The following is a 25,661-nucleotide window of genomic DNA, read 5'->3' as shown; positions in this document are numbered from 1 at the left end:
CAGCTACGTCTCGGGTACCCGGCCGCACGCATCGGCGAGGAGCATCGATGGGCATCGTTTCGTCCGGCTTCAGGGGCCGCAGGAAGAGGGACGTCCCGGGCCTGCCTCCGGGACAGTACGTGACCGAGGACTTCCCGGTGCTGTCGGCAGGCCCCACGCCGCGCATCGACCCTCGGGAGTGGACCTTCTCCTTCACGGGCGCCGCGGCGCGGCGGCTCTGGGACTGGAACGGATTCCTGTCCCTGCCCCACGAGCACGTCACCGTGGACATCCATTGCGTCACGAGCTGGTCCAAGCTGGGGACCAGGTGGCGGGGCGTTCCGGTGGATGCGCTCTTCGATGGGACCGACGGCGCCTCCGTGTCCGCCAGGGAGGGCTTCGCGCTCTTCCACTCCTACGGCGGCTACACGACCAACCTGCCGCTGACCGACGTGCTGGACGGGAAGGCGTGGCTCGTGCACGAGTTCGAGGGCGAGCCGCTGGCCGCCGAACACGGCGGTCCTGTCAGGCTCCTCGTTCCCCACCTGTACTTGTGGAAGAGCGCGAAGTGGGTGGACGGCCTTGAGCTCGTCGACCGGGACATTCCTGGGTTCTGGGAGAGCCGCGGTTACCACATGCACGGCGACCCGTGGACCGAGGAGCGCTACGGGTGAGCGGCGCGTGGAACGTGGCCGACGTCGTGGCGCTCGAGGCCGAGACCCCCACTGCACGGACCATACGCCTGCGGCTTCCGGGCCCCGTGCACGCGGCCGCGGGCCAGCACGTCGACGTCCGCCTCACAGCGCCCGACGGGTATCAGGCGGTGCGCTCCTACTCCGTGTCCGCCTCGGTGCCCCCGGACGCTCTCGACATCACCGTCGAGGAACTGCCCGACGGCGAGGTGTCGCCGTACCTCGTCCGGGACCTCGCCGTGGGCGACCAGCTCGAGGTGCGCGGCCCGGTGGGCGGCTGGTTCGTGTGGCGGCCCGAGGAGCAATCTCCGGTGCAGCTCATCGGGGGAGGGTCAGGCGTCGTGCCCCTCATGGCGATGGTCCGCGCTCACCGGGCCGCCGCGCACCCGGCCCCGATCCGCCTGCTGTACTCGGTGCGGAGCCCGGACTCCGTGTTCTTCCGCCGCGAGCTCGACTCTCTCGCCGCCGATCACAGCCCCTTCAGCCTGACGGTGGTGTACACGCGGGCTGCTCCGGAGGGCCACCCGGTGGGCCGGCTCGATGCGCCGACGCTCGCGGAGCACGTGCTCGGCAACGGCGCCGACCCCTTGGTGTACATCTGCGGCGCCACCGCGTTCGTCGAGGCGGTGTCCGGGTGGCTCGTGGCCCTCGGCCATGCTCCCGCGAGGATCAAGACGGAACGCTATGGGGGTCTGGGAGGCACATCATGAGCGACTGGACGCCTCGGCCGGGCACTCTGGGGACGGACGACTACCTCGACGGCAACGCCCTCGCGGGCCCGCTGTCGGAGGTCTTCGCGATCGACATCACCGCCGCTGTTGGCACGTGCTCCGGCTGCGGGACCGTCCGTGCGATCGCCGAGGCGCGCCTCTACGTCAACGCGCCGGCCAAGCTGCTCCGCTGCCCCGAGTGCGACGGGGTGTGGCTGCGGCTGGACGAACGCGACGGCCGCGTCATCGTCGACTTCCGGGGGCTCACCCAGCTCACGATCACGCTCGGCTGAGCGGAGGCGATCCCCTGGCCGCGGGGCGTTCCCGGGCCGCGGAGGTGCTACCCGTTGACCACCGGGGCGCCGGGAGGGTCATCGGAGGCGGTCCAGGAGGGCGTCGAGGATGGGGACCTGACCCTTGACGAGCTTGGTCCTGGCCACCTCCTCGGGGAACCACTCGGCGCGGTCGATCTCGGGGACATCGATCACCCGCCCCGACCCCCTGGGCCACTCGAGCGGGAACGTGTTGCTCGTGATCTGCTCTGGGGCGAAGTCCGCCTCCGCCGCGAAGGCGCTCAGTCGTTTTCCCGAGGGCTGGCGGAACTCGCCGAGGGGGATGTAGTCAGCGTCCGGGGGAAGGGTGCCCATCTCCTCGGCGAACTCCCGCCGCGCAGCGGAGAAGGGGTCCTCGCCTTCGTCGTAGAGGCCCTTGGGGATCGACCATGCGTGCTCGTCCTTGCGCGCCCAGAACGGGCCTCCCATGTGGGCGATCCACACCTCGAGTCCCTCGTCGGCCCGCCGGTACAGCAGGATCCCTGCGCTCAGAACGGCCATGGGCTTCAGCCTACCCACCGCCGCCTTCTGGGGGTCACGTTCTGGGGGTCACCCGATGCGACCCCCAGAACGTGAGGTGCTGCCGTGCTTCCCTCAGCGACCGTGCTTCGCCGAAGCGCCCTGGCCGGCAGGGTGCGCCTGCGCTGCGGGCTTCGCGGCGGGCTGCGCCGCGGATGGGGCTGCAGCCTGGGGAACGGAGTCCGGAGCGGGCTTCGACGCCGCGGGCACGTACTGGAGGACGACATCCGAGACGGACCCGGGGTACCGGTCTTCGCCCTGGGCATGCGCCGCTGTGGTGGCCTGCTGAGCCACCACCGAGGCCTGCGCCGCCGGGACCCCTGCGTCAGGCGCCTCCGGGGCGTCAGCCTCCGGTGCTTCTGTCTCGGGCGCCTCAATCTCCGGTGCTTCAGTCTCCGGTGCCTCGGCTTCCGGAGTCTCGGTCTCGGACGACTCGGCCTCGGGTGACTCAGTCTCGGGAGCCTCCGTCTCCGGTGCCTCCATTTCGGGGGCCTCCGACTCCGGGGCCTCCGCTGACTCGGACGACTCAGCCTGCGGCTCGTCCGCTGCATCGAGCGCATAGGTCTCGGACGCGGCCCGGGCGCTGACGGGCTGGTCGACGGTCGACTCATCGGGTGCCGCCACGGCCGCTGCACTGGCGCCGCCGAGGACGAGCGCACCGGCGGACACCGCGGTGAGGACCGCCTTCTGGGTGACAAGGTTGGCTAGCTTGGGCATCAGATCTCCCTGGTGTCGGTTCCCGCGTAGAGCGGATTGCGTCCCTATCGTGACCACAGGTGATTGACGGATGCATTAAATTCGATGACAAACACTGTAACTCTTAAATTGAACGACTCATATTGCCTGTCATCCCTTGACGAAGGCGCCCCCCAGTGCCAGCGACCGCCGACCGCGCGCGCTGTCAGAAGACGGACCACCCGAGGTGCGAGCTGAGATCAGCGAGGGCCGCGGCGCCGGCAACGGAGTTCCCCTTGGCGTCGAGGCCTGGGCTCCAGACGCAGACCGTTCCCCTGCCCGGCGCCACGGCCATGATCCCGCCGCCGACTCCGCTCTTCCCCGGCAGCCCGACCCGGTAGGCGAACTCCCCGGCCGCGTCGTACAGGCCGCAGGTGAGCATGATCGAGTTGATCCGTCTCGTCTGCTCCGCGGTGAGCGCCGACCACGGCTCGCCGGCCCACGGACCCACCCTCCCGCCGTCGGCCAGGAAGGTCCCCGCCCGGGCGAGGTCGCGGCAGCTCATGGTGATCGAGCAGTGCCCTACGTAGTGCTCCACCACCTGGCGGACATCGCAGCGCAGGTTGCCGAAGTCCGCGAGGAAATTTGCCAGTGCGAGGTTCCGGCTGCTGCGTTCGAGTTCGCCGGCGGCGGCGGCTCCGTCGATGGCGGGCTCGCTGCTCCCCGAGAGCGCCTGGACGAACGCGAGCACCTGCCCGCGTGCATCCCCCCGCTGTTCCTGCAGGACATCGGTGACAACCAGTGCGCCTGCGTTGATGAACGGGTTGCGGGGGATGCCCGACTCGGCTTCGAGCTGGACGAGGGAGTTGAAGGCCGTTCCCGACGGTTCGCGCAGCACGCGCCGCCACAGGGTGTTGGCGGAATCCTGGCGGAGCGCCAGCGCGAGCGAGAAGACCTTGGAGATGCTCTGGATCGAGAAGGGCACGTCCGAATCACCCGCGGCATAGACGTCCCCGCCGACCGTGGCGACGGCGATGCCGAAACTCGTGGGCTCCACGCGCCCCAGATGCGGGATCGAGGCGGGAACTGACCCTACAGGCCCCCGTGGCCGGTGGGCGACGACGAGTTCCTCGAGGAGCTCCTGCATCCCGGTGGCGACGGCCGTCGTCATGCCCGCCCCGCGGGCGACGAGAGCCGGCGGGAAGCCCACAGCTCGAGGTGAAGCAGCGCGATGGTGGAGTGCGCAGGCTGGCTGAAGTCCAGACCCGTCAACCGGCTCGCCTTCGCCACCCGGTAGTACACCGTGTTCCGGTGGAGGTTCAGCCGCCTTCCGCACTCGCCCACGTCCAGCCCGGAGTCCAGGTAGCCCCGCAGCGTCCGGGCCAGTTCCTCCTCCTCCAGACACAGTCGGGTCAGCGCGCGGTGGCGGAACGGCGACGCGTCAAGCCCCCGGATGACCTCGTCCAGGATGATCTCCGCCTCGAAGTCATCCAGCGTCGCGACCCGCTGGCTGCCGTCAACCCGCATGGCCCGGAGCAGGGCTGCGGTCTCCACGCTGGTGGAGCGGAGCGCGGTCAGGGTGGGGGCGACCTCGCCCACGGCGACGTGGACCTTCAGGCCCAGGTGCTCGCGGGCGTCCTTCACCACGGCGTCGGCGAGGACGCGGAGCGCGGCCTCGGGGCTGTCGGACCGCAGGTCGGGCACGATCACCGCAGTCTGGCCCTGGTGCTGGCCCACGACCGCTGAGTCCTTGAACGCTGCCGCGCGGATTGAGGCAAGGTTCGCCAGCTCACCGTGCTTGAGCTCTGCATCCGCCGACCGCTGGTCCTCGTGGGAGAGCCCCACGAGGAGGAGGCAGGCGGGGCGCTCTGGGTCGATCCGCGAGAACTGCGCGCTCGCGGTCGCCTCATCCGGTGTGGAGAGGAGGCGCGCGATGGCGTCTTCCCGGAGGTGGACGGACTGCTGGTTCCGGTGCCGGACGAGCTCTGCCGCTGCCCGGCGGGCCGCCCCCACGAGCACGGCATCGGTGCCGGGAGCGAAGCCCGATCCCGTCTCCTGGAGCCAGATATAGCCGAGCACGCGTTCCCCGGCGAAGATCGCCACGGCAGCCCGCTCCTTGAGCGCATCCTCCTGCCGCTCGGGCACACGCACCACGCCGCGGCTGCGGTGCAGTTCCCGGTAGGCGCCGAGGTCCTTGAGCAGCGCCTCGTACTTCCGGGGACCCCGACGGCTCAGGATGGAGGCCCTCCGGAGCTCGTCGAGGTCGTTGCCCACAGTCGAATAGGCCAGAACCTTGTTGGCCGCGTCCTCGATGACCACATGGCTCGAGGTCATCTTCGCGGTGGTCTGTGCGATGGCGTACAGATCCTCCTGGATCAGCGCCAGGACGTCACTGTGGTAGTCGGTGGTCTGGATGCGGCCGTTGGCGACGGACAGGAAGGTGTCCCAGCCGCTCGACGGCTCCACCAGCAGCAGCCCGACGCCGGCAGCCCGGAGCAGTTCCTCGATCTCGAGCGCTTCCCCGGCCGTGCCCTTCACGGCGACGGCGACGGGTCGGCTCTGGGCGAGCCGCCGCACCATGGGCAGGGCGGCCCTGCCCCGGACTCCCATCAGGCACACCAGAGCGCCCGCAACGTCACGATCCGTCTCCTCCGAGTCGAGGATGAGAGCCTGTGCCACCGGGGAGTCGGTGGGGCTGGGCCGGCTGATGAGCCTGCACAGGCTCGCCGGAAGGTCTTCCAAGATGTCGTCGACGGTGACTGATCCCACGCTGGTCCTTCATTGCCTCAGTGGCACGGCGCCCCGTTGCGCCGTCCACAGTTCATGGTAGGGACGCCGAGAGGGACGGGTTCTGTGCACGGCGCCGTCGTGCACGCCGAATGTTGGGCGGCTGCCCAAATCTAGGGGGCGGGGCCCACGTGCTCGAGGCCGGCGCCGCCAGGGCGGAACACCGGCCTCGAGCCCTCCTCTGCGGGGGAAGGTGTTAGACCCGGGCGCCGAGGGCCACGGGATTCGGGTTCCCGAAGCGGAACGCTTCAATCGCCGTGGTTCGGTATTGGTCGCCGGCGAAAGCCGCACTTCATGTGGCTCGTTGATTCAGGACACCGCTGGGGCAGTGATCTCCCGGGCGGGCACGACAGCGGCGTTCAGGACGGCACGGTCACCGAGCGGCCGTTCGAGATCGACCGTGAACGGTGTCGCCGGGTTTCCCTGGCACGAGGCCTCCTGCGCATCCGACGGCCGCACCCCTATGACGACCTCGACCGTGGATTCTGTTTCGGTGAGCTTGACGAGCTCGACCCGTCCGGCGGCGTTCTGGCCTGAATTGCAGACGAGCTCCATGACGAGCAGCGCGAGGCGGTCGGAGTTAGGAGCGGGCGGCAGCGAGGGATCGAGAGTGACTGCGCCGACACTCAGCTGGCCAAGGTCGAGTGTGGGGGTGCAAGTCGATGACTCTACAACTGCCCATACCGGCCTTCCAGGCTCCGACGCCATGGAGTTCGTGGAGATGACGATGTACATGTAACCGCGAATATCGCCTTTGCCATGATTGTCGGGAACCGGAAGCTTGGTCATGAGCATCACGCGATCGCTGCTCTCCTGCGCAATCAGCCAATCGACTGGGTTGAACTTCGAGACACCGAGGCCCTTCAGCGCCGGCGTGGCCTCGGGGGCGAGCTCGCTCGCCGGCCTGGGGTTGTTCAGCGCCTGAAGCGGCACCTTGTTGCCCTGACACAGCAGCGCATCGGGTCGATCGACTGAGCTCTCGAGACCGGCGGTTCGCTCAGGCGATGCGCACCCAGCCGCCAAGAACACCATGGCCGCGACGACCACCATGAGTCGCGCGGCGCGCCCTGGCCGTTTCCCCATGGCGCCAAGGCTAGGTCTTCACTCGGTGGGCGTCACGCGTCGGTGTTCTAAGAGACGTCGTCCAGTAGCTCAGAACCCCCGGAGCTCGTATCGGGGGGTTCTGGGCTACTAGGCTGGCCCCGCCCAAGGACCGGTAGCCGCGCCGCTATGTGCTAGACGGTGAGTGCCAGAAAGTCCGGGTTCGGGTTCCCGAAGCGGTGCGCGGTGATGGACACGGCCTGCTCATGCACGAACGGCAGCATCTCGACCCGCCCCGCGGAGACAACGGGGTGCGCGTACACCGCGATGTCTGGCGTGCCTCCCACCGCGTCGGCGAGGGCGCGCACGGCGGAGGCCGCGGCGTCGCCCGTGCCGGCGATGAGCCGCACCCGGCCGGCCCCGAGGGCTGCAGCCCTGCGCAGCCACGCCGCAGAGTCCTCGACCGTCACGCCGATGCGGTGCCGGAGCAGGACGTCCGCGGCAGTGCCGGGAAGCCCGACGGCGGTGCTCACGGTCACCCGCGCTCCGGCCGTGAGTCCGGCGGCGGCCACGCGCAGGAGCTCGGCGACGCCGTGGCCCGAGGTCCCGGCCTCGAAGCGGACGGTCACGGGGAGCGGCCGGTAGCGGAACACGTTGCGCTCGCAGGCCAGGCCGGAGACGTCCTTTGACACGCCGAACTCCGAGGCCCACGCCGCGGCGTCGGAGCCGAGCGCGGAAGCCAGCCACGCGGCGTCGTGCGCGGGGAGAACGGCGTTCGCGGCGGCGAGCAGCTCCCCGGCCGCGCCGCCGACCCGCGCGCCGCCGGCCACCGGCGCGTCCTCCCACGAGCCGAGGCCCACGAGGTAGTTCGGGCCGCCGGCCTTGGTCCCGGCGCCCACAGCGGACTTCTTCCACCCGCCGAACGGCTGCCGCTGCACGATTGCACCCGTGATGCCGCGGTTCACGTAGAGGTTGCCGGCCTGGATGTGCTCGAGCCAGTAGTCCAGCTCGGCCGGGTCGAGGGAGTGCAGGCCCGAGGTGAGGCCGTAATCGATCTGGTTGACCAGGGCCACGGCCTCCTCGAGGGTCTCGGCGGTCATGACGCCGAGGACCGGGCCGAAGTACTCGGTGAGGTGGTACTCGGAGCCGGGCTTCACGCCGACCCGCACGCCTGGGCTCCACAGCTTGCCGGACCCGTCGAGCTGGCGCGGCTCGAGCGCCCAGCTCTCGCCCTCGCCGAGCACCGTTAGGCCGCGGCGCAGCTTCTCGCCGGGTGCCTCGATGACCGGGCCCATCTGGGTGCGCGCGTCCCACGGGTACCCGACGTGGAGGGACTGGACGGCGTCGAGAAGCTGGTTGCGGAACCGCTTGGAGGTGGCGACGGACCCGACGAGCACCACGAGGGAGGCTGCCGAGCACTTCTGGCCCGCGTGGCCGAACGCGGAGTAGGCGACGTCCTTCGCGGCGAGGTCGAGGTCCGCGGACGGGGTCACGATGATGGCGTTCTTGCCCGAGGTCTCGGCCAGGAGCGGCAGGTCCGGGCGGAAGGAGCGGAACAGCTGGGCGGTCTCGTACCCGCCGGTGAGGATGACGCGGTCCACGTCCGGGTGCGCCACGAGCTGGCGGCCGAGCTCGCGCCCTGGCTGTCCCTGCGGGAGCTGGACGAGCTGGAGCGCCTCGCGGCCCACGCCCGTCTCCGCCCGGGTCTCGTCGAAGGCCTCCCACAGCGCCTCGACCATGACGGCGCCCGAGCGGCGGGCCTGCTTGGCGGGCTTGATGATCACTGCGGTGCCGGCGGCGAGGGCCGCGAGGGTGGACCCGGCCGGGATCGCGACGGGGAAGTTCCACGGCGGGGTCACCACGGTGAGGCGGCCCGGGACGAACGTCGCGCCGTCGACCTCGTCGAGCCCGCGGGCGAGCTGGGCGTAGTAGTGCGCGAAGTCGATCGCCTCGGAGACCTCGGGGTCGCCCTGGTCGAGCGTCTTGCCGGCCTCGCTGGCCATGACCTCGAGCAGCTCGGCGCGGCGGCGCTCGAGCGCGCGGCCGGCGGCGTCGAGCACCACGGCGCGCTGGGCACCGGTGAGGGCACCCCACCGCCCGCCGGCGTCCACCGCGCTGCGCACGACGGCAGCGAGCTCGCCCTCGGTGGAGAGCTCGGCGGCGTCGGCACTCGCCTGGCCGAGGTCCGAGGCCTCGGCGCGGTTGATGATGGCCCGGCCCCACGCGCGGTTGCCCGGGAGGTCCGGGTCCGTGTCCGGGGTGTTCGCGAAATGGTTGCCCGTCTCGCCCCCCGCCCCCGCCCCTCTGGGGGTCAGGTCCTGAAGGTCACCTGACGTGACCCTCGGGAGGTGACCCCCAGACGGGTGGCGGCGGTCCTGGATGCGGTGCGGCTGCGGCACGGTGCGGTGGCCGTCGGCGTCGGCGAACGGGGGCTCCCCCAGTGCGGCGAGGGAGGCGCGGAACCGCTTCTCCTCGCGCTCGAAGAGCGCTGGGCTGGAATCGAGGTCGAACACCGCGGACATGAAGTTGTCCTGGCTCGCGCCCTCCTCGAGGCGGCGGATGAGGTAGGCGATCGCGACGTCGAACTCGCCCGGGTGCACCACCGGAGTGTAGAGGAGGAGGTGGCCCACGTCCTTCAGGACGGCCTGGGCCTGCGCGGAGGCCATGCCGAGGAGCATCTCGAACTCCACCTGGGCGGCGCCGTCGCGGACCCCGAGGTCGACGCCGCGCGCCTTCGCGAGCAGCCACGCGAGGGCGATGTCGAAGAGGTTGTGCCCGGCGATCCCGACGCGCACGGCGGCGAGGCGGTCCGGGTGGAGGGCGTAGTCGAGGACGGCCTTGTAGGACGTGTCCGAGTCCTGCTTGGAGTGCCACGTGGCGACCGGCCAGCCGTGGATCTCCGCGTCGACGTGCTCCATGGGCAGGTTCGCGCCCTTGACCACGCGGACCTTGATCGGCGCACCGCCGGCGGCGATGCGGCGGGAGGCCCATTCCTGAAGGTGCATCATCGCGCCAAGGGCGTCGGGGAGGTAGGCCTGGAGCACGATCCCGGCCTCGAGGCCGCGGAACTCCGACCGGTCGAGGAGGCGCGTGAAGACCGCGATCGTGAGGTCGAGGTCCTTGTACTCCTCCATGTCGAGGTTGATGAACTTCGGCTTGCCCTCCGCGCAGCTGTCCGCGGCGAGGCGGTAGAGCGGCGCGAGGCGCTCGGTGATGTGGTCCACGGCCTCGTCGAAGGCCCAGTGGTTGTGCGGGGCGACGGTCGAGGAGACCTTGATGGAGACGTAGTCGACGTCGTCGCGGGCGAGCAGGCGGCGCGTGCCCTCGAGCCGGCGTGCAGCCTCGCCCTCGCCGAGGATGGCCTCGCCGAGGAGGTTGACGTTGAGGCGGATGCCGGGCTTGCGGATCTTGGCGATCGCGGGCCCGAGCTTCGCGTCCGAGGCGTCGACGATGAGGTGGCCGACCATCTCGCGCAGCACGCGGCGGGCGATCGGGACGACGACGCCGGGCATCACCGGGGCGAGCGAGCCTCCGAGGGCCACGGCCCGGCGCATGTACCACGGGAGGAATCCCGGGACCTTGGGGGCGATGGCCCGCAGGTTCCGGGCCGCGACGGAGAGGTCCTCGGGGCGCACGACTCCGTCCACGAACCCCACCGTGAACGCGAGGCCGTTCGGGTCCTTGAGAACGCCGGCGAGCTGCGCGGCGGAAGCATCCACGGGAAGCTTCGCAGCTTCGTCGAGCCACGCACGCACCTGGGCGACCGCGGCGTCGGCGAGGTCCTGCGGACGGATGGGGGCGGCCGCTGCCGGCGGCGGGGTGGTGAAGGCGCTCGTGGAGCTCATTGCGGCGGTCCTGTCTGGTGCTCGAGGGGTCGAAGGGTGGCCCACGGGAGGGGCGTGCTGGCTCCAGTATGTGACGGTCCTTACGGAAGCAAAAGCGATCTTTCGTGATGGATAATGGTGAGCAGAAGTGAATGATCCGGAAGGTTTCCCATGCTCGAAATTCGCCGGCTGAGGCTGCTGCGGGAGCTGAGCATCCGCGGCACGCTGGCCGAGGTCGCCGAGGCTCTCGCCTACAGCCCGTCCTCGGTGTCCCAGCAGCTCGCCCTCCTCGAGAAGGAGACGGGGGTCGAGCTCCTGCGCAAGTCCGGTCGGGGGGTGCTGCTCACCCCGCAGGCGCAGGTCCTCGTCGCCCACACGGAGGAACTCCTCGACTCGTTCGAGCGCACGGAGGCCGCGCTCGCCGCGAGCCAGAGCGAGGTCAGCGGAACAGTGCGGCTTGCCGTGTTCCAGACAGCCGCGCTCGCCCTCATGCCGGCGGCCCTGCGGACGCTGCGGCAGCAGCACCCGGCGCTGCGCGTGGAGATGGTCCAGCACGAGCCCGAGACCGCCCTGCGGGAGACCTGGGCGCGCAGCTTCGACCTCGTCGTCGCCGAGCAGTACCCGCACCACGCGGCGCCCCACTACGAGGGCCTCGACCGCCAGGGCCTGACCCGGGACGCCATCCGCCTCGCCCTCCCTCCGCGCAGCTCCGGGGCCGAGTTCGACGCCGTGCGGCGGCTCCCCGACGCCGCCCGCGTGCCATGGGTCATGGAACCCCACGGCGCGGCGTCGCGCCACTGGGCGGAGCAGGCCTGCCGGTCCGCCGGATTCGAGCCCGACGTCCGCTACGAGACGGCCGACCTCCAGGCCCACGTGCGCCTCGTCGAGTCGGGCAACGCCGTGGCCCTGCTGCCGGATCTGGTGTGGGTGGGGAGGACGCCGGCCGCGCGCCTCGTGATGCTCGAGGGGACGCCCCAGCGGACCGTGTTCACGGCCATGCGGTCCTCGAGTTCGCAGCACCCCGTGATGCTCGCCGTCCGCCGCGCGCTCGAGGAGACGGCGCACCGCCTCGCCGGGCCGCCGGCCACGTGATCTGCATCTCAAAGCGGTAACGGCGCCGCGTGGCCCTGCGGCCGCTGCAACACTTGACCCTGTCCCCGGCGTCTCGCACCCTGCGGCGCCATGCCATCCGGAGGAAGACATACAGCATGACTGAGCAGACCTTCCAGCTGATTGCCATCGCGGTGTACCTCGCCGCGATGCTGGGCATCGGCTACTACGCCTACCGTCGAACGACGAGCATCGACGGCTACATGCTCGCCGAGCGCGGCCTCCGCCCCTCGGTCGCCGCCCTGTCCGCCAACGCGGCGGACATGTCCGGATGGCTCCTCATGGGCCTGCCGGGCGCGATCTATGCCTCGGGGCTGATCGAGGCATGGATCGCCATCGGCCTGACGATCGGCGCGTGGCTCAACTGGAAGTTCGTCGCCCCCCGGCTGCGCGCGTACACCGAGATCTCGGACAACGCGATCACCATCCCGAGCTTCTTCGAGAAACGCCTCAAGGACCACTCGCACCTGCTGCGGATCGCCGCCGCCCTCGTGATCCTCGTCTTCTTCACCTTCTATGTCTCCTCCGGCATGGTCGCCGCGGGCAAGTTCTTCGTGAGCTCGTTCGGCTGGCCGTACCTGTCTGGGATGCTCGTCGTCGCCGGCATCACCCTCCTGTACACGCTCTTCGGCGGCTTCCTCGGCGCGACACTCACTGACGTCGCCCAGGGCCTGCTCATGTTCGTGGCGCTCATCGCCGTGCCGATCGTCGTCGTGCTCAACATGGGCGACCTCGGCGGGGCGGTGACGACGATGCAGTCCGTCAACCCCGAGGCGCTCGACCTCTTCGCCGGCCTCCAGGACAAGGGCGGCCTCCTCTGGGGCCTCGCGATCTTCTCGACCGCCGCGTGGGGGCTGGGCTACTTCGGCCAGCCGCACATCATCGTCCGCTTCATGGCGCTGCGCACCCCGGGCGAGGCGCGCATCGGCCGGCGCGTCAGCACCACGTGGATGGTCCTCACCGCGCTGGGCGCGATCGGCACGGCCCTCATCGGCATCGCCTACTTCGCCGGCAGCCCTGAGCGCGCGCTCAAGGACCCGGAGACGGTGTTCCTCATCCTGAGCCAGATCTTCTTCCACCCGTTCGTCGCGGGTCTCGTCCTCGCCGCGGTCCTCGCCGCCATCATGTCCACGATGTCCAGCCAGCTCATCGTCTGCTCGTCCGCGCTCGTCGAAGACCTGTACAACATCGTGGGCCGCACGGCGTCCCCCAAGGCCCAGCTGGCCCTCGGACGGCTCGGCGTCCTGCTGGTCGCGCTCGTCGCAGCCCTCCTGGCCCTCGACTCCGACTCGAAGATCCTGGACCTCGTCTCCTTCGCCTGGGCCGGGTTCGGCGCCGCCTTCGGCCCGGTCGTCCTGCTCAGCCTGTACTGGCGCCGCCTCACCGCGGCGGGCGCGTTCGCGGGCCTCATCACGGGGGCTGTGACGGTGTTCGTGTGGGGCAACATCGCGGTCCTGCACAAGGCGATGTACGAGATTGTCCCGGGTTTCCTGCTCAACATCCTCGTCGCCGTGGTCGTCTCGCGGCTCACCCGGCCGCACGAGGACGTGGACGCCGAGTTCGAGGCCATGGAGCGCGAGGTGGGCGTCAAGGAGGCCGCCGCAGCCACTGCGCGCTGACGCCGCAGGGGGCACCACCCGCACGACGCCGGCCCGGTCGCCTGGGGGAGGCGACGGCCGGCGTCATGCGTGGGACCGTGGTGCGGGGCGCGAGGCTACGCCTTCGTGGGCTTCATCTTCTCCGCGCCGATCATCCAGGAGAACTGCTCGAGCTGGAGGATGATCTGGTTGAGCTCGTCGGTCGTGGCCGCGTCGGCTTTCTCGACGGCGTCGTAGATGCCGCGCACGGTCGCGACGGTCTTGTCGAGGGCGGCGACGATGGCGTCCACCGCCTGGCCGGTCGTGATGAGGCCCTCCTCGGCATCCGCGAGGGAGCTCGTCTTGGCGATGGTCTCCGAGCGGCCGTCCGGGACGGCGTGCAGCGCGCGCATGCGCTCGGCGATCGTGTCGGTGTGCAGGCGTGCCGCCGCGACCACCTCGTCGAGCTGGAGGTGCAGGTCGCGGAAGTTCGGGCCGACGATGTTCCAGTGGGCCTGCTTGCCGACCAGCGACAGGTCGATGAGGTCCACGAGCACGGCCTGCAGGCCCTTGGCGAGTTCCTCGGAAGCCTTCATGGGTCAGTCCTTTCCCTCGGGGTTGTGCACTGTCCCTACCCGGCCCGCGCGGCAGTCAAAAGTGAGGCGGGCTACCCTTGGGCGGCCCGGTTGGACTGCGTGGCGGCCTTGGCCTGCATGGACTCCTCGGGCAGGGGGCGGCGCGCGAGCCACGCGGCCACGACCGCGCCGGAGAGGTTGTGCCACACCGAGAACACCGCGGACGGCAGCGCTGCGAGCGGCGTGAAGTGCGCGGCCGCGAGGGTCGCCGCGAGGCCGGAGTTCTGCATGCCGACCTCGAACGCGAGGGCGCGGCGGGCCTTGTGGTCGAGCCGGCCGACCTTGCCCGCGAGGTATCCGAGCCCGAGCCCGAACCCGTTGTGGAGCACGACGGCGAGCAGCACGATCCCGCCCGCGGCGACCAGCTTCGACGCCGATCCCGCGACCACGATCGCCACGATCGCGGCGATGACCAGGGCCGAGATCCACGGCAGCGCGGGCAGGACCTTCGCCACGGCCTTCTTGAGGAACAGGCGCACGGCGAGGCCGAGGACCACGGGGATGAGCACGGTCTTGACGATGTCCAGGATCATCCCGCCGGCGTCGACGTCCAGGAGGGACCCCGCGAGCAGGAGCGTGAGGGCGGGGGTGACGAGGGGTGCGACCAGCGTGGAGACCGTGGCTACGGCGACGGACAGCGCGACGTCGCCCTTCGCGAGATAGGCCATGACGTTCGACGCCGTGCCCGACGGCGCGCAGCCGACGAGGATGACGCCGACGGCAAGCTCGGGCGGGAGCTGCAGCGCCATGGCAATCCCCCAGCCGGCGCCGGGCATGATCACGTAGTGGGCGACCAGCCCGAGCGCCACGGCCCACGGCCGCTTCGCGACCGACGCGAAGTCCGGCGGCGTGAGCGTGAGCCCCATGCAGAACATGATGACGCCCAGGAGGTACGGCACGGACGGGGCGGCCGTCTTGATGGCGTCCGGCGCCAGGAAGCCGATGAGGCCCGCGACGATCACGAGCGCGGGGAAGACCGTGACCGCGAGCTTCGCGTCGCGGTCTGCGGCCGTGGGCGCGGGGGCATGGCTGGTCTGTTCAGTGTGCGAAGGGGTCACGCACCCTATCGTTGCATCGGGCACCTAACAGATGCCAGCCGGCCGCGCCGGTCAGGTGAGCCGGTAGCGCTCGATCTGCTTGAGCCGGCGCAGGAGCGAGTCGCGCCGCGGGTGGGCGTCGGCGTCGGCCGGCTCCGCGGTGAGGTCGATGTGCTCCGGACCGAACCGCCACAGGAGCAGGTCGTCCAGGAGCCGGTCGGGGCCGGGGGAGTACCGGTGGTCGAGGGCCTTGCGGACGTCCGTGATGCGTTCGGCGTCGAGCAGCTCGACGAGCTGCCGCGTCTCGGTCAGCCCGTGCGCGGCGAGGAGTTCGGCTGCCCAGCCCCAGTCGTCGTCGACTTTGCGGTCCACGTGGGGCAGGAGGGTCAGCCACACCTCGCGGATGCGGTCCGGGGTCAGGGGGCTGCCGCCCTCGCCGGCCGCGTCCCAGTAGCTCACGACTGTCTCGTACCGCTCGTGCAGCTCGGCGAACTCCTTCTCGACCACCTCGAGCATCGCCGCGGTGGCCGTGAACTGCCGGTCGAACTGCGGGCTCCAGGCGCGCGGATCCTGGCTCTTGAAGCGGATGTCGTGCTCGATCTCGCTCCACGCGTGGGCGAAGATCGTGCGGATCTGGCACTCGAAGAAGTAGGACCCGTTGGCCGGCAGCTCCGGGTTGAAGACCGCCTGGTAGGCCCGGACGGCGTCGTTCTGGAGCGTCCTCAGGATCAGGTGCCGGCTGGAGTACCCGTAGGTGCCGGATTCGATCGAGCCGATGGCCTTCTCCCGGTCACCGCGGCAGTCGAAGATCTGCCGCTGGCGCTTGACCAGGTTCGCCACGACCGCGTTCTCGCTGGGGAGCTTCGTGATGACGCGGACCCCGACCATGTCGTTGAGCGTGCGGAAGGGGTCCGGGAACTTCAGGGTGGGCTCGCCCCCCGGCTCGGCCGGCGGGTCGAGGCGGGAGATCTTCTGCCTGAACGACTCGACCGTCTTGGTCCGGCCGGTGACGAAGAGCGGCGTCACGTCGGCCTCCTTGAAGATGTCGCGCAGGGTGTACAGGACGTCCCTCGTGACGTTCTTCAGCTCGGGCCTCACGCGCTCGTACGTCGTGACGGACGCGTCGACGATTGCGCGCTGGCCGGCGTCGAGCCGGTCGTAGTTCGTGGCCATGGGAAGAACGGTAGCAACCGGGGCCGACACCGTTCGTGTCAAGGCCCGGCGCCCACCGTGCCGAGGCCAACCCACCCGTGGCTTTAGCCCCTAGGCGACCGGCTCTGCCCGTCCGACAGTGGGTACACGGGGCTGCGGCGCGCTCACTCCGCGCCGCCCGGGCCCCACCCCCAGGACGAGGGATTCCCATGGCCGCTCCAGCAGCACCCGCCAATGCCTATCCGTATTCCGGTCGGCCGGTGTACCGCATGAAGCCGGGGCACTGGATCCTGCTCGTCCTCGGCGTGCTGCTCGCCGCTGCCGGCGCCGGGCTGACGCTCGCAGGGAGCGGCCTCCTCGCGAGCGACGCGGCCCAGCACGACGGCCGGTACCTCGTGTCGCAGCAGGAGCGGCTGCGCACGACCGGCTACGCGCTGGTCTCCCGGTCCGCCCGCATCGACTTTGGCGGCGCAGCGGTCTCCGGGATCCCCGGCGTGTCATCGCTCGGTGACCTCGCGGGCCTGCAGGTGCGCGTGACGCCGGTGGTCCCGGGCCAGGAGGTCTTCGTGGGCATCGGCGACGCCGCCCAAGTCGCCGCCTACCTCAAGGACGTCCCGCAGGCCTCTCTCAGCGACGTCTCATGGTGGGCCGGCGGATTCCGGAGTCCGCGCGTGACCTCGTCCGCGGCAGACGACCTGCGGCCCACCGCCGGCAGCCAGACTCCGGCGGCCCCGGCCCAGCAGACGTTCTGGGCAGCCTCCGCCTCCGGTGCCGGCACCCAACAGCTGGCCTTCGACCTGCGCGAGGGCGAGTGGACCCTCGTGGTGATGAACGCGAACTCGGTCCGGCCCCTCTGGGCGGACGTCCAGTTCGGCGTGCGGTCCCACCTCCTCGGCCCGCTCGGAGGCGGCCTCCTGGCAGGGGGCCTGGTCGGCCTCGTCGTGGGCGTGCCGCTGCTGCTGTTCGGCGCGGCGGGCATGGGACGCGACATCGGCCTCGCCAGCCGCGCTGCGGGTCCGGGGACGCCGGGCTACCCGGTGCTCTTCACCGGCTTCCTCGATCCCCCGCTGTCCCGCGGACTGTGGCTCGTCAAGTGGCTCCTCGTGATCCCCCATGCCATCGTGCTCGGCATCCTCTGGCCGGCGCTCTTCGTCACCACGATCGCCGCCGGCATCGCGATCCTGTTCACCGGCCGCTACCCGCGCTCGCTGTTCACGTTCAGCGTGGGGGTGCTGCGGTGGACCTGGCGCGTCGGCTTCTACGCCTACGCCGCCCTCGGCACCGACCGCTACCCGCCCTTCACTCTGGCCTCCGCCCCGTACCCCGCGGACCTCGACGTCGCCTACCCGGAGCGGCTGTCCCGCGGGCTCGTGCTCGTGAAGTGGTGGCTCCTGGTGCTCCCGCAGCTCCTGATCGTCGCCGCGCTGACCGGCAGCGCCGGCAGCAGGGGAGCCGGGGTGTGGTGGGACGCGGACGGCCGGTGGGCGGGAGGCGGCGGATTCTCGCTGCTCGGCCTCCTGGTGCTCATCACCGCGGTCATCCTCCTGTTCACCGGGCGCTACCAGCAGGGGATCTTCGACTTCGTCATGGGCATCAACCGCTGGCTCACCAGAGTCGGCGCCTACGCGCTCCTCCTCCGGGACGACTACCCGCCCTTCCGCCTCGACCAGGGGGCCGTCGATCCGCCCGCGAAGGTGCCCACCGGGCCGGTCCCGCCGGTGCCGCCAGGCCCGCCAGGCCCGCCGGGCCCGCCGCCCCCGTCCGGCTCCGGCGAGCAGCCCGGGCCGCCGCCCGCATGAGACGCACGACGGCGGCACTCACCTCCGGTGCCGCCGCGGCGATGCTCCTGGCCGGCTGCGGCGCGGGGTACGTGGCGCGGCCGACGGCGGAACCCAGCCCGCCGTCGTCGTCCGCGCCGAGCGCATTGCCGAACCTGGGCGAGCCATCCACCCCGCGCACCCCGAGCATCACGTGCGACCCGGTGGGCGGGCTGCCCGCCTGCGTGGACTTCGTGTCCGTGTCCGGCAGCGATGCGAGCGGCCCCCTGGCGTGGGTCGGCACCGACCCGCTGGCCTTCCGGCTTGAGGAGGTTGACGGCCAGGTGCACGCCCGCCTGAAGACCCCGTGCAACGTCGGGGACGGACTGGCGTCACTCGACGGGTCGGCACTCACGGTCACCCGCCTCGCCGTCTCCGCGAAGGGCTGCTCCGAGCCGGCCGCTGCGTACGAGCACTGGACGTGGAACCTCATCGGAGCGCCCGTTCCCTACACCTACGACGGCGCGACGCTCACCTGGACCAGCGCCCGCGGCACGGTCGTGTTCCGCAGCTGAGCTACTTCCTGGTGACCACGTAGATCGCGCCGGTCGTGACGTCCTCCTCGAGGGCCTCGAGGGTCCGGCCGCGCGTCTCCGGGACCTGGGTGATCACGAAGAGCAGCGCGAGCGCGCCGACGGCTGCGAAGAGGAAGAACGTCCCCGTGATCCCGGTGGCCTGCACGAGCGAGGGGAAGTAGAGGGAGAGGAAGCCGTTCACGACCCAGAGCATGAAGATTGAGACGCCCGTGCCGATCCCGCGCATGTGCAGTGGGAAGACCTCGGAGAGGTACACCCAGACGGCGATGTTGAGGAAGGTCTGCATCGAGCCGACGAACGCGACGACGAGGAACAGGATGACGAACGGCCGGGCGGGGCTGTCCGCTGGCAGCGCCATCGAGGCGACGCCGATCAGCACGTGGCACACGGTGGTCAGGGACAGCCCGGTGATGAACGTCCTGCGGCGGTCGAGGCGGTCCATGAGCGAGAGGCCGATGACGCCGCCGACCACCGCGATCACGCCGGGCGCGATGTTCGCGATGAGCGCGCCGCTCTCGCTGAAGCCGGACTCCTTGAGCACGGTCTGGCCGTAGTACATGATCGAGTTGATTCCGGTCAGCTGCTGCGCCACGCCGAGCCCGATGCCGATCAGGAGGATGCGGAGCAGGTTCCTGTTGGAGAAGATTGCGCGCCAGCCGATCTGGTGGCTCTCGAGCTCTTCCTTGGCGACGTGCTCGACGTCCGCGAGCTCGGCCCGGGCGCGGTCCTCGGAGCGGACGGTGCGCAGCACCGACAGGGCGTCCTCGTGGCGGCCCTTCTCGACCAGCCAGCGGGGGGACTCGGGCATGCGCAGCATGCCGAAGAAGAGGGCGATCGCCGGCAGGGCGCAGATGGCGAACATGATGCGCCAGACGCCCTCGATGTGGCCGTAGACATTGCCGATGATGGCGTTGACGACGAAGGCCGCGAGCTGGCCCACGACGATGGCAAGCTCGTTGCGGCCAGCAACCGAGCCGCGGATCTCGTACGGCGCGAGTTCGGCGAGGAAGACCGGCACCACCGTGGACGCGCCGCCGACCGCAAGGCCGAGGAGGACACGGCCGATCACGAGCACCGCGAAGTTGGGCGTGAACACCACCGTGAGCGTGCCGACGAAGAACAGGACTGCGAGCAGGATGATCGTCCTGCGGCGTCCCCAGCCGTCGGAGAGGCGGCCGCCACCCATCGCGCCGAGGGCAGCGGCGAAGACGAGCGAGCTGGTGACGACGCCCTCGGTGAAGGCTGTCAGCCCGAGCTCGGCGGACATAGGGCTCAGGGCGCCGTTGATCACGCCGGTGTCGTACCCGAAGAGCAGGCCGCCGAAGGTCGCGACCAGGGCGACCAGCCCGAGGCGCCTCGTGTGCGGCCCGGAGGTGAGCGGCGGGAGGGTCGACGGCGCCGACGAGCGGTGCGCGGCCGGGTGGGAGGACATCAGGACTCCTTTGTCGGATGGCTGCGGGGGTGCGTGACCCGCGTCTCACGAACGAGAATAGCCGACTAAAAGTAAGAATGTAAGGTCATATTCACAATCACGTCATGAGGGGCGTGCGTCCGCGACCGGGCCGGCACTGGGCCGGAGCGCCGCCGAAGGCCGGACTGCTACCGTAAGGCCATGCTGACAGTCATCGGCGAGGGCCTCATCGACGTCGTCCGCCGCCCCTCGGGGACCGAGTCCCATCCCGGCGGCAGCCCCCTGAACGTGGCGATCGGCCTGGCCCGGCTCGACCACCCTGTCCAGTTCATCGGCCGCTACGGCGACGATGCCCACGGCCGCATGCTCACCGAGCACCTCAAGGGCTCCGGCGTCCTGGTCCCGCTCCCGGCGGACACCGCCCCGACATCGGTCGCCACGGCCCAGCTCGACCACCACGGAGCCGCGAGCTACCACTTCGACCTCGACTGGCACCTGCCCGACCTGCGGGACCGCCTCGACACGCTCCTCTCCGCCACCACGCTGGTCCACACCGGCTCGATCGCCGCGGTCCTAGAGCCGGGCGCCGACCAGGTGCTGCACGTCGTCGAGCGGGCCCGGCCGCGCGCAACCATCGGCTTCGACCCGAACTGCCGCCCCACCATCACGAGCGATCCCGACGTGGTGCGCGGGCGCGTCGAGCGCTTCGTCGCGCTGGCCGACGTCGTCAAGGCCTCCGACGAGGACCTCGCCTGGCTCTACCCGGGGGTCGACCCGCTCGAGTCGGCCCGCCGGTGGCTCACGCTGGGTGCCCCCGAGGGGCCTGCCATCGTCGTCGTGACCCGCGGCGCCGACGGCCCCTGGGCTGCGTGCCGGGCCGGCGAGGCCCAGGCGAACCCCCCGCGCGTGCGCGTCGCGGACACCGTCGGCGCCGGAGACTCGTTCATGGCCGCGCTGCTCTCCGGCATCGTGGACCGCGAGCTCGACGGCGCGCAGCGGCGCCCCGAGTTGCGCCGCCTCGACGTCCGCGAGCTGCAGCGCATCCTCGAGTTCGCGGCCCGGGCAGCCGCCGTCACCGTCTCCCGTCCCGGTGCCAACCCGCCGAACCGCGCCGAGGTCCGGGCCGGTGCGCCGGCGCCGTCGTCCGCACCGGCCGAGGGAGGTGCGCTGTGACGTTCGAGGTGACCAGCCAGGACCTGGTCGACGGCGGCGAGCTGCCGCGGTCGCAGGCCAGCGCGTACTTCGGCCTGGACGGGCAGGACCTCTCCCCGCAGGTGTCGTGGTCGGGGGCGCCCGAGGGCACCCGCAGCTTCGCCGTGACCGTGATGGACCCGGACGCGAAGCGCGCCGGCGGATTCTGCCACTGGGCGGTCGTGAACATCCCCGCCGCCGTGGACGAGCTCCCCGAGGGCGCCGGCGGCGCCCCCGACGGCATGGGGCCGTCGGGCGACGAGGCGGGCCTCCCCGTGGGCTCGGTCGAGCTCACGAACGACGCCGGGTTCGCCGGTTTCGTGGGCGCCGGGCCGCCGAAGGGCTCAGGCCCGCACCGCTACGTCCTGACGGTGCACGCCGTGGGCGCGGAGCGGCTGCCTGCGACCCCGCGCAGCACCGGCTCCCGCGTCCTGAAGGACATCCGGGACCACGAGCTCGCGTCGGCGAGCATCACCTGCACGTTCGAGGTGCGCTGAATGGCTGCTTCGGGCCGGGCGAAGGCCGGTGTGGTAGAGCAGCTCATGCGCCTCGTGGCCAGCGACATCGACGGAACGATCCTGCGCCGCGACGGGCGCATCAGCGACCGTACCGTGCAGGCGCTGCATGCGTGCGAGGCGGCGGGCGTGGAGCTCGTGTTCGTGACCGGGCGCCCGGCACGGTGGCTCACCCCGCTGAGCGAGCAGCTTGGGCACTCCGGCACGGTGATCTGCTCCAACGGCGCTCTCGTGTACGACCTGGAGACCATGTCCGTCGTGTCCTCCGAGGCGATCCACAGGGACACCGTGCTCGAGGTCCGCGAGATCGTGCGGGGGCTCTTCCCCGAGACTGCCTTCGCCGCGGAGACGCCCGCGGAGTTCGTCATGGAGACCGCGTTCGCGGAGCCGCGGCACCAGCGGCTCCTCGATGAGGTGCGCCACGGCGACCTCGAGGACCTCATTGACGGCGACGAGGTCGTGAAGTTCATGGCCAAGATCGAGGGGATCACCGCCGACGAGTACCTGCGCGTGGTGGCCCCGCACGTGGCGCACCTCGTGTCCATCACCCATTCCGCCGTGGACATGACGATGCTCGAGATGGCCCCGCTCGGGGTCAACAAGGCCGTCACCCTGGCCGAGTACGCTCACGCGCTGGGGATCGCCCCTGCCCAGGTGGTCGCGTTCGGGGACATGCCGAACGACGTCGAGATGCTCGCCTGGGCGGGCGAGGGCTACGCGATGTCCTCGGGCCACCCGGACGCGCTCGCCGCGACAGAGCTGCACGCACCGGGCATCGAGGACGACGGCGTCGCGCAGGTTCTGGAGCGCAAGCTCGGCGGGCTGCGCAGGGCCGGCTAGCCGAGGCAACAGGGCGGGCCAGCCGGGCCGGGACACACAGCTGGGGACGGAGCACGGGCCCATGCGGGCCTGTCCTCCGTCCCCAGCCGTGAGTCCCCCGAGGCTCTGCCCCGCTGCTACACGGTGCTTCGGCCCCTGACGAAGTGGAAGATGAGTGCGATGATCGCCAGGACGATCAGGATGTGCACCACCCAGCCGAGGCTCGGGAGGGCGATGAAGCCCAGCAGCCAGAGCACGAACAGAATGACAGCGATCCAGAGAAGCACGGTGAACTCCTTTTCTCGGGTTGTGGTCTTCAAATACCCCGGCACCCGTCCTGCGAAACCGAACTTCTGTCATCCAAGTGGCCTCTCGCGGCCTCGCCGGGCCAAGATGGGTCAATGATCACCACCCGAGACGAACTCCGCGCCGCCCAGGCGCCCCTGAAGCAGCAGTACCGTGACACCCCGGAATCCGCCATGGCGGCGGTCCACGCCTCGGGCACGTTCTCCGAGCCCGGGATCACGGCCACGGTCGAGACGTGGTCCGAGCCCGTGCGGGCCGGCCTGCACCCCTCTACCGGCGGTGACGGCGCCGACGCGTGCTCCGGGGACATGCTCATGGAAGCCCTCGTCGGCTGCGCCGGGGTGACGCTCCGCAGCGTCGCCACGGCCATGAGCATCCCCGTCCGCTCGGCCGAGATCCGTGCCGAGGGCGTGTTCGACGCGCGCGGCACGCTGGGGGTCGACCGCGAAGCCGAGGTCGGAGTCCAGAACGTCCGGATCGTCGCCATCATCGACGCCGATGCCACCGACGAGCAGCTCGAGCGCCTCGCGACGTCCACCGAGCGGTACTGCGTCGTGGGCCAGTCCCTCAAGACCCCGCCGGCTGTGGAGGTCAAGCGCCTCTGAGCCTCTGCCGCCCGCCCCGCGGCCGCCGTACAATCGCCGCATGTCCACCGTGGTGGTCGTGGGCGCGGGGCAGGCGGGCCTCGCGGTGAGCCACGAGCTCGGCCAGCGAGGCATCGAGCACACCGTCCTCGAACGCTCCCGGATCGGCCAGGCGTGGCGGGACCGCTGGGACTCCTTCACCCTCGTCACCCCGCACTGGTCCCTGGGCCTTCCTGGGAACCCGTACGAGGGCGACGACCCGGAGGGGTTCGTGCCGCGGCACGAGGTGGTCGGCTACCTCGAGGGCTACGCCGCCGCACAGGCGGCACCGGTTCGGGAGGGCGTTGAGGTCACGCGCCTCGCGCGCACGGAAGGCCGGCGGCTCCGCCTGGACACCACGGAGGGCCCGCTGGAGGCCGACGCCGCGGTGGTCTGCACCGGGTCGTTCCGCCGTCAGCACCGCCCCCAGGCCCTGGCCGGCATCCCAGACGACCGCGTCACCCGCTCTGCCGACTACCGGTCCCCGGACCAGCTCCCCGACGGCCCCGTCCTGGTGGTCGGTGGCGGCCAGTCCGGCTGCCAGATCGCCGAGGAGCTCCGGCTCGCGGGCAGGGACGTCACCCTCGCGTGCGGCCGCGCGCCCTGGATCCCCCGTCGGCTCGACGGCGTCGACACGGTCACCTGGCTCGCGCGCACCTCGTTCTACGACCTGCCGCTCTCCGCCCTCCCGACGCCGGCGGCGCGCCTGCTCTCCAACCCCCTCGTGAGCGGCGCCCGCGGCGGGCACGACCTCAACTGGCGCACGCTCGCGGCCCTCGGCGTGCAGCTCGCCGGCCACGTCGCCGCTGTCGACGACGGCGTGGTCGCCTTCGCCGACGACCTCGCCGACTCCGTCGCGTTCGGCGACGCCCGCTGGGCCGACCTGCGCGACGTCCTCGCGGCGCAGCTGCCCGCGAGGGGCTACCCGGTCCCCGAGCTCCCCGTCCCGGCGCCCTTCGCCGCGGAGCCGGTGGCGCCGATCCCGCTCGGCGAGCTCGGCGCCGTCGTGCTCGCCTCCGGCTTCCGTCCGGACTACAGCTGGATCGAGGCGCCGGCCTGCGATGCGCTGGGCTTTCCGCTCACCGACGACGGCGAGAGCACGGAGGTGCCCGGGCTGTACTTCTGCGGTGTCCACTTCATGCGCACCCGGGCCTCGGCGGTCCTGTTCGGCGTGGGCCGGGACGCCGCCGTGGTGGCGGGACGGGTGGCCCGGGGGCTCGCCGAGGCAGCCCGCCTGTAGGCCCATCGGCCCTACTGCCCGGCAGTGCGCCCTCGGTAGCGTTGGCCCTGTCCGAGGCGGGAAGCGCCGGCAACCGCGGCGCTGGTGAGGGGTCTGGCGATGAGCTCCGAGACGGTGGGCGTGGGCCATGCGGCGGAGCCTTCGGCGCTGGCCGGACTCGACCTCTCGGGGACGGTGACCAACTTGAGCCGGGTCCGCGCCAAGAACCGTGCGCGGCTGGCCAATTCGGACCTCACCCGTGCGTTCCTCGAGGCAGGGCTCGCCCTCACCGACCACGCCTTCACGGGGTCCCGCGAGGCAGAGGGCGCCCGGCAGATCCTCTCCTACGTCTCGCGCCCGCGCATCGTCGCGAGGGCGCAGGCCGACTGCCCCGACCTCGCGCCCACCGAGGCCAAGTTCAGGGACCGGTGGGCCGGACAGCAGGACTTCCTGGACGACTTCGTCTCCTACGCCCTCGTCTCACGCGGCGTGACGCTGGAGTCCGCGATCGACCGCTGGGCGGAGGACCTCGCCGCCGCGGACGGCGACGTCGCCGGCGTCGTGCGCAGGATCGCCGACGAGAGCGTGGAGCTCTTCCTCGACCTGCCCTCGTACCGGCTCCAGCTCCTGACCGTGACCTCGGCCGCGGCCGACACCGTCCTCGCGGGGGCAGCGGCCGGGCTGTACGCCGCCCTCGGGGAGGCGTGGCACGGCCTCCTGGAACGGTTCCTCGGCCCACGCGGGCTGCGGCTGCGCCCCGGCCTCACGGCCGAGCAGGTCGCCGCGCTCATCCAGGCGGTGGGCGAGGGCGCGGGGCTGCGCCTCCTCGCGGGGATCGGCTACCGAGCGCACGACGGCGAGGGGCCGGGGGCGCTCCTCGCCTCGGCCCTGCTCGGGCTGCTGCTGGGCGCGATCGACGACGGCGGCGGGCTCAGCCTCGACGACGCAGTCGACGCGCGCTTCGGGCGGTAGACCCGGAGACACGGGCCAGACGCGGCGCGGGGTGGGCGACCTTCACGAGCCCCATCGGCACGAGGACTGCAGCGACCACGAGGAACATGTGGATTCCCGGCCCGATGTTGATGATCATCCCCAGGATCCAGACGGCGAGGGACAGCAGGCCCGACACGAGCATCAGCATCTCGAACTCCTCC

At 71.3% G+C, this 25,661-nt stretch carries 25 protein-coding genes; 13 read left to right on the top strand and 12 right to left on the bottom strand.

The window, feature by feature from the left end:
* Nucleotides 1-47 precede the first annotated feature (47 nt).
* Genes ABD298_RS11955 through ABD298_RS11945 form a run of 3 tightly spaced genes read left to right on the top strand, consistent with a single transcriptional unit; the run spans nucleotide 48 to nucleotide 1,674 of the window.
* The gene (locus tag ABD298_RS11955) at nucleotides 48-653 is read left to right on the top strand and encodes a molybdopterin-dependent oxidoreductase (protein WP_344299933.1); all 606 of its coding nucleotides are present in this window, start codon (nucleotides 48-50) and stop codon (nucleotides 651-653) included.
* Complete coding sequence (locus tag ABD298_RS11950) at nucleotides 650-1,381, top strand: ferredoxin reductase (protein ID WP_344299932.1); 732 nt, start codon at nucleotides 650-652, stop codon at nucleotides 1,379-1,381. The genes ABD298_RS11955 and ABD298_RS11950 overlap by 4 nt, the downstream gene beginning before the upstream one ends.
* The gene (locus ABD298_RS11945) at nucleotides 1,378-1,674 is read left to right on the top strand and encodes a DUF6510 family protein (RefSeq protein ID WP_344299931.1); all 297 of its coding nucleotides are present in this window, start codon (nucleotides 1,378-1,380) and stop codon (nucleotides 1,672-1,674) included. The genes ABD298_RS11950 and ABD298_RS11945 overlap by 4 nt, the downstream gene beginning before the upstream one ends.
* Before the next feature lie 78 nt (nucleotides 1,675-1,752).
* On the opposite strand, the gene ABD298_RS11940 is transcribed toward ABD298_RS11945, so the two are convergent.
* The 6 genes from ABD298_RS11940 to ABD298_RS11915 all read right to left on the bottom strand — a co-directional run bounded on the left by ABD298_RS11940 (nucleotide 1,753) and on the right by ABD298_RS11915 (nucleotide 10,580).
* On the bottom strand, nucleotides 1,753-2,214 hold the full coding sequence (locus ABD298_RS11940; protein WP_344299930.1) for an NUDIX hydrolase: 462 nt from the start codon (nucleotides 2,212-2,214) through the stop codon (nucleotides 1,753-1,755).
* A 93-nt stretch (nucleotides 2,215-2,307) separates the two neighbouring features.
* A complete protein-coding gene (locus ABD298_RS11935; RefSeq protein WP_344299929.1) occupies nucleotides 2,308-2,949 on the bottom strand; it encodes a prolipoprotein diacylglyceryl transferase in 642 nt (213 codons plus the stop codon).
* Between the two features lie 184 nt (nucleotides 2,950-3,133).
* Nucleotides 3,134-4,078, bottom strand: a complete 945-nt coding sequence (locus ABD298_RS11930) for a glutaminase (RefSeq protein WP_344300198.1) — start codon at nucleotides 4,076-4,078, stop codon at nucleotides 3,134-3,136.
* Nucleotides 4,075-5,676, bottom strand: coding sequence for a PucR family transcriptional regulator (locus ABD298_RS11925; RefSeq protein ID WP_344299928.1), 1,602 nt, complete (start codon nucleotides 5,674-5,676; stop codon nucleotides 4,075-4,077). Before ABD298_RS11925 ends, ABD298_RS11930 begins: the two co-directional genes overlap by 4 nt.
* Before the next feature lie 327 nt (nucleotides 5,677-6,003).
* Nucleotides 6,004-6,777 carry a hypothetical protein gene (locus ABD298_RS11920; protein ID WP_344299927.1) on the bottom strand — a complete coding sequence of 258 codons (774 nt, stop codon included), beginning with the start codon at nucleotides 6,775-6,777 and terminating at the stop codon, nucleotides 6,004-6,006.
* 152 nt (nucleotides 6,778-6,929) lie between these two features.
* A complete protein-coding gene (locus ABD298_RS11915; RefSeq protein WP_344299926.1) occupies nucleotides 6,930-10,580 on the bottom strand; it encodes a proline dehydrogenase family protein in 3,651 nt (1,216 codons plus the stop codon).
* A 150-nt stretch (nucleotides 10,581-10,730) separates the two neighbouring features.
* On the opposite strand from ABD298_RS11915, the gene ABD298_RS11910 reads away from it, so the two are divergent.
* On the top strand, nucleotides 10,731-11,651 hold the full coding sequence (locus ABD298_RS11910) for a LysR family transcriptional regulator (RefSeq protein ID WP_344299925.1): 921 nt from the start codon (nucleotides 10,731-10,733) through the stop codon (nucleotides 11,649-11,651).
* A gap of 116 nt (nucleotides 11,652-11,767) precedes the next feature.
* Entirely contained in the window at nucleotides 11,768-13,288 is a 1,521-nt protein-coding gene (gene putP, locus ABD298_RS11905) for a sodium/proline symporter PutP (RefSeq protein ID WP_344299924.1), read from the top strand.
* Nucleotides 13,289-13,383: 95 nt separating this feature from the next.
* Here the strand turns inward: putP and ABD298_RS11900 are convergent, their stop codons facing one another.
* From ABD298_RS11900 to ABD298_RS11890, 3 genes are all read right to left on the bottom strand, one after another.
* A complete protein-coding gene (locus ABD298_RS11900; protein WP_344299923.1) occupies nucleotides 13,384-13,842 on the bottom strand; it encodes a Dps family protein in 459 nt (152 codons plus the stop codon).
* 71 nt (nucleotides 13,843-13,913) lie between these two features.
* Nucleotides 13,914-14,939 carry a bile acid:sodium symporter family protein gene (locus ABD298_RS11895; protein ID WP_344299922.1) on the bottom strand — a complete coding sequence of 342 codons (1,026 nt, stop codon included), beginning with the start codon at nucleotides 14,937-14,939 and terminating at the stop codon, nucleotides 13,914-13,916.
* A 51-nt stretch (nucleotides 14,940-14,990) separates the two neighbouring features.
* Nucleotides 14,991-16,091, bottom strand: a complete 1,101-nt coding sequence (locus ABD298_RS11890; protein WP_344299921.1) for a GTP pyrophosphokinase — start codon at nucleotides 16,089-16,091, stop codon at nucleotides 14,991-14,993.
* A gap of 188 nt (nucleotides 16,092-16,279) precedes the next feature.
* Between ABD298_RS11890 and ABD298_RS11885 the strand changes: the two genes are divergently transcribed.
* Together ABD298_RS11885 and ABD298_RS11880 are read left to right on the top strand one after the other, a co-directional pair.
* Nucleotides 16,280-17,869 carry a DUF4389 domain-containing protein gene (locus ABD298_RS11885; protein ID WP_344299919.1) on the top strand — a complete coding sequence of 530 codons (1,590 nt, stop codon included), beginning with the start codon at nucleotides 16,280-16,282 and terminating at the stop codon, nucleotides 17,867-17,869.
* Complete coding sequence (locus ABD298_RS11880; protein WP_344299918.1) at nucleotides 17,866-18,402, top strand: META domain-containing protein; 537 nt, start codon at nucleotides 17,866-17,868, stop codon at nucleotides 18,400-18,402. The genes ABD298_RS11885 and ABD298_RS11880 overlap by 4 nt, the downstream gene beginning before the upstream one ends.
* Nucleotide 18,403: 1 nt before the next feature.
* On the opposite strand, the gene ABD298_RS11875 is transcribed toward ABD298_RS11880, so the two are convergent.
* Nucleotides 18,404-19,855 (bottom strand): sugar porter family MFS transporter, encoded by a 1,452-nt coding sequence (locus ABD298_RS11875; RefSeq protein ID WP_344299917.1) that lies wholly within the window; start codon nucleotides 19,853-19,855, stop codon nucleotides 18,404-18,406.
* A gap of 180 nt (nucleotides 19,856-20,035) precedes the next feature.
* Between ABD298_RS11875 and ABD298_RS11870 the strand changes: the two genes are divergently transcribed.
* Genes ABD298_RS11870 through ABD298_RS11860 form a run of 3 tightly spaced genes read left to right on the top strand, consistent with a single transcriptional unit; the run spans nucleotide 20,036 to nucleotide 22,380 of the window.
* Entirely contained in the window at nucleotides 20,036-21,007 is a 972-nt protein-coding gene (locus tag ABD298_RS11870; RefSeq protein WP_344299915.1) for a carbohydrate kinase family protein, read from the top strand.
* Nucleotides 21,004-21,522, top strand: coding sequence for a YbhB/YbcL family Raf kinase inhibitor-like protein (locus ABD298_RS11865; protein ID WP_344299913.1), 519 nt, complete (start codon nucleotides 21,004-21,006; stop codon nucleotides 21,520-21,522). Before ABD298_RS11870 ends, ABD298_RS11865 begins: the two co-directional genes overlap by 4 nt.
* Before the next feature lie 45 nt (nucleotides 21,523-21,567).
* Nucleotides 21,568-22,380 (top strand): HAD family hydrolase, encoded by an 813-nt coding sequence (locus ABD298_RS11860; RefSeq protein ID WP_344300196.1) that lies wholly within the window; start codon nucleotides 21,568-21,570, stop codon nucleotides 22,378-22,380.
* A 116-nt stretch (nucleotides 22,381-22,496) separates the two neighbouring features.
* Here ABD298_RS11860 and ABD298_RS11855 read toward each other — a convergent pair whose 3' ends face one another.
* A complete protein-coding gene (locus ABD298_RS11855; RefSeq protein ID WP_208711191.1) occupies nucleotides 22,497-22,646 on the bottom strand; it encodes a lmo0937 family membrane protein in 150 nt (49 codons plus the stop codon).
* 114 nt (nucleotides 22,647-22,760) lie between these two features.
* Between ABD298_RS11855 and ABD298_RS11850 the strand changes: the two genes are divergently transcribed.
* The 3 genes from ABD298_RS11850 to ABD298_RS11840 all read left to right on the top strand — a co-directional run bounded on the left by ABD298_RS11850 (nucleotide 22,761) and on the right by ABD298_RS11840 (nucleotide 25,479).
* Nucleotides 22,761-23,270, top strand: a complete 510-nt coding sequence (locus tag ABD298_RS11850; RefSeq protein ID WP_344299912.1) for an OsmC family protein — start codon at nucleotides 22,761-22,763, stop codon at nucleotides 23,268-23,270.
* Nucleotides 23,271-23,310: 40 nt separating this feature from the next.
* Nucleotides 23,311-24,528 (top strand): flavin-containing monooxygenase, encoded by a 1,218-nt coding sequence (locus ABD298_RS11845; RefSeq protein WP_344299911.1) that lies wholly within the window; start codon nucleotides 23,311-23,313, stop codon nucleotides 24,526-24,528.
* A gap of 99 nt (nucleotides 24,529-24,627) precedes the next feature.
* Nucleotides 24,628-25,479 carry a hypothetical protein gene (locus tag ABD298_RS11840; protein WP_344299910.1) on the top strand — a complete coding sequence of 284 codons (852 nt, stop codon included), beginning with the start codon at nucleotides 24,628-24,630 and terminating at the stop codon, nucleotides 25,477-25,479.
* Here ABD298_RS11840 and ABD298_RS11835 read toward each other — a convergent pair.
* A complete protein-coding gene (locus tag ABD298_RS11835) occupies nucleotides 25,439-25,648 on the bottom strand; it encodes a hypothetical protein (RefSeq protein WP_344299909.1) in 210 nt (69 codons plus the stop codon). The genes ABD298_RS11840 and ABD298_RS11835 overlap by 41 nt on opposite strands.
* Nucleotides 25,649-25,661: the final 13 nt, after the last annotated feature.

This window comes from Sinomonas flava (genome assembly GCF_039531875.1).
Classification (GTDB): Bacteria; Actinomycetota; Actinomycetes; order Actinomycetales; family Micrococcaceae; genus Sinomonas; species Sinomonas flava.
Note: the sequence above shows the minus strand (reverse complement) of the source record. Positions and strands in the feature narration are given on the sequence as shown.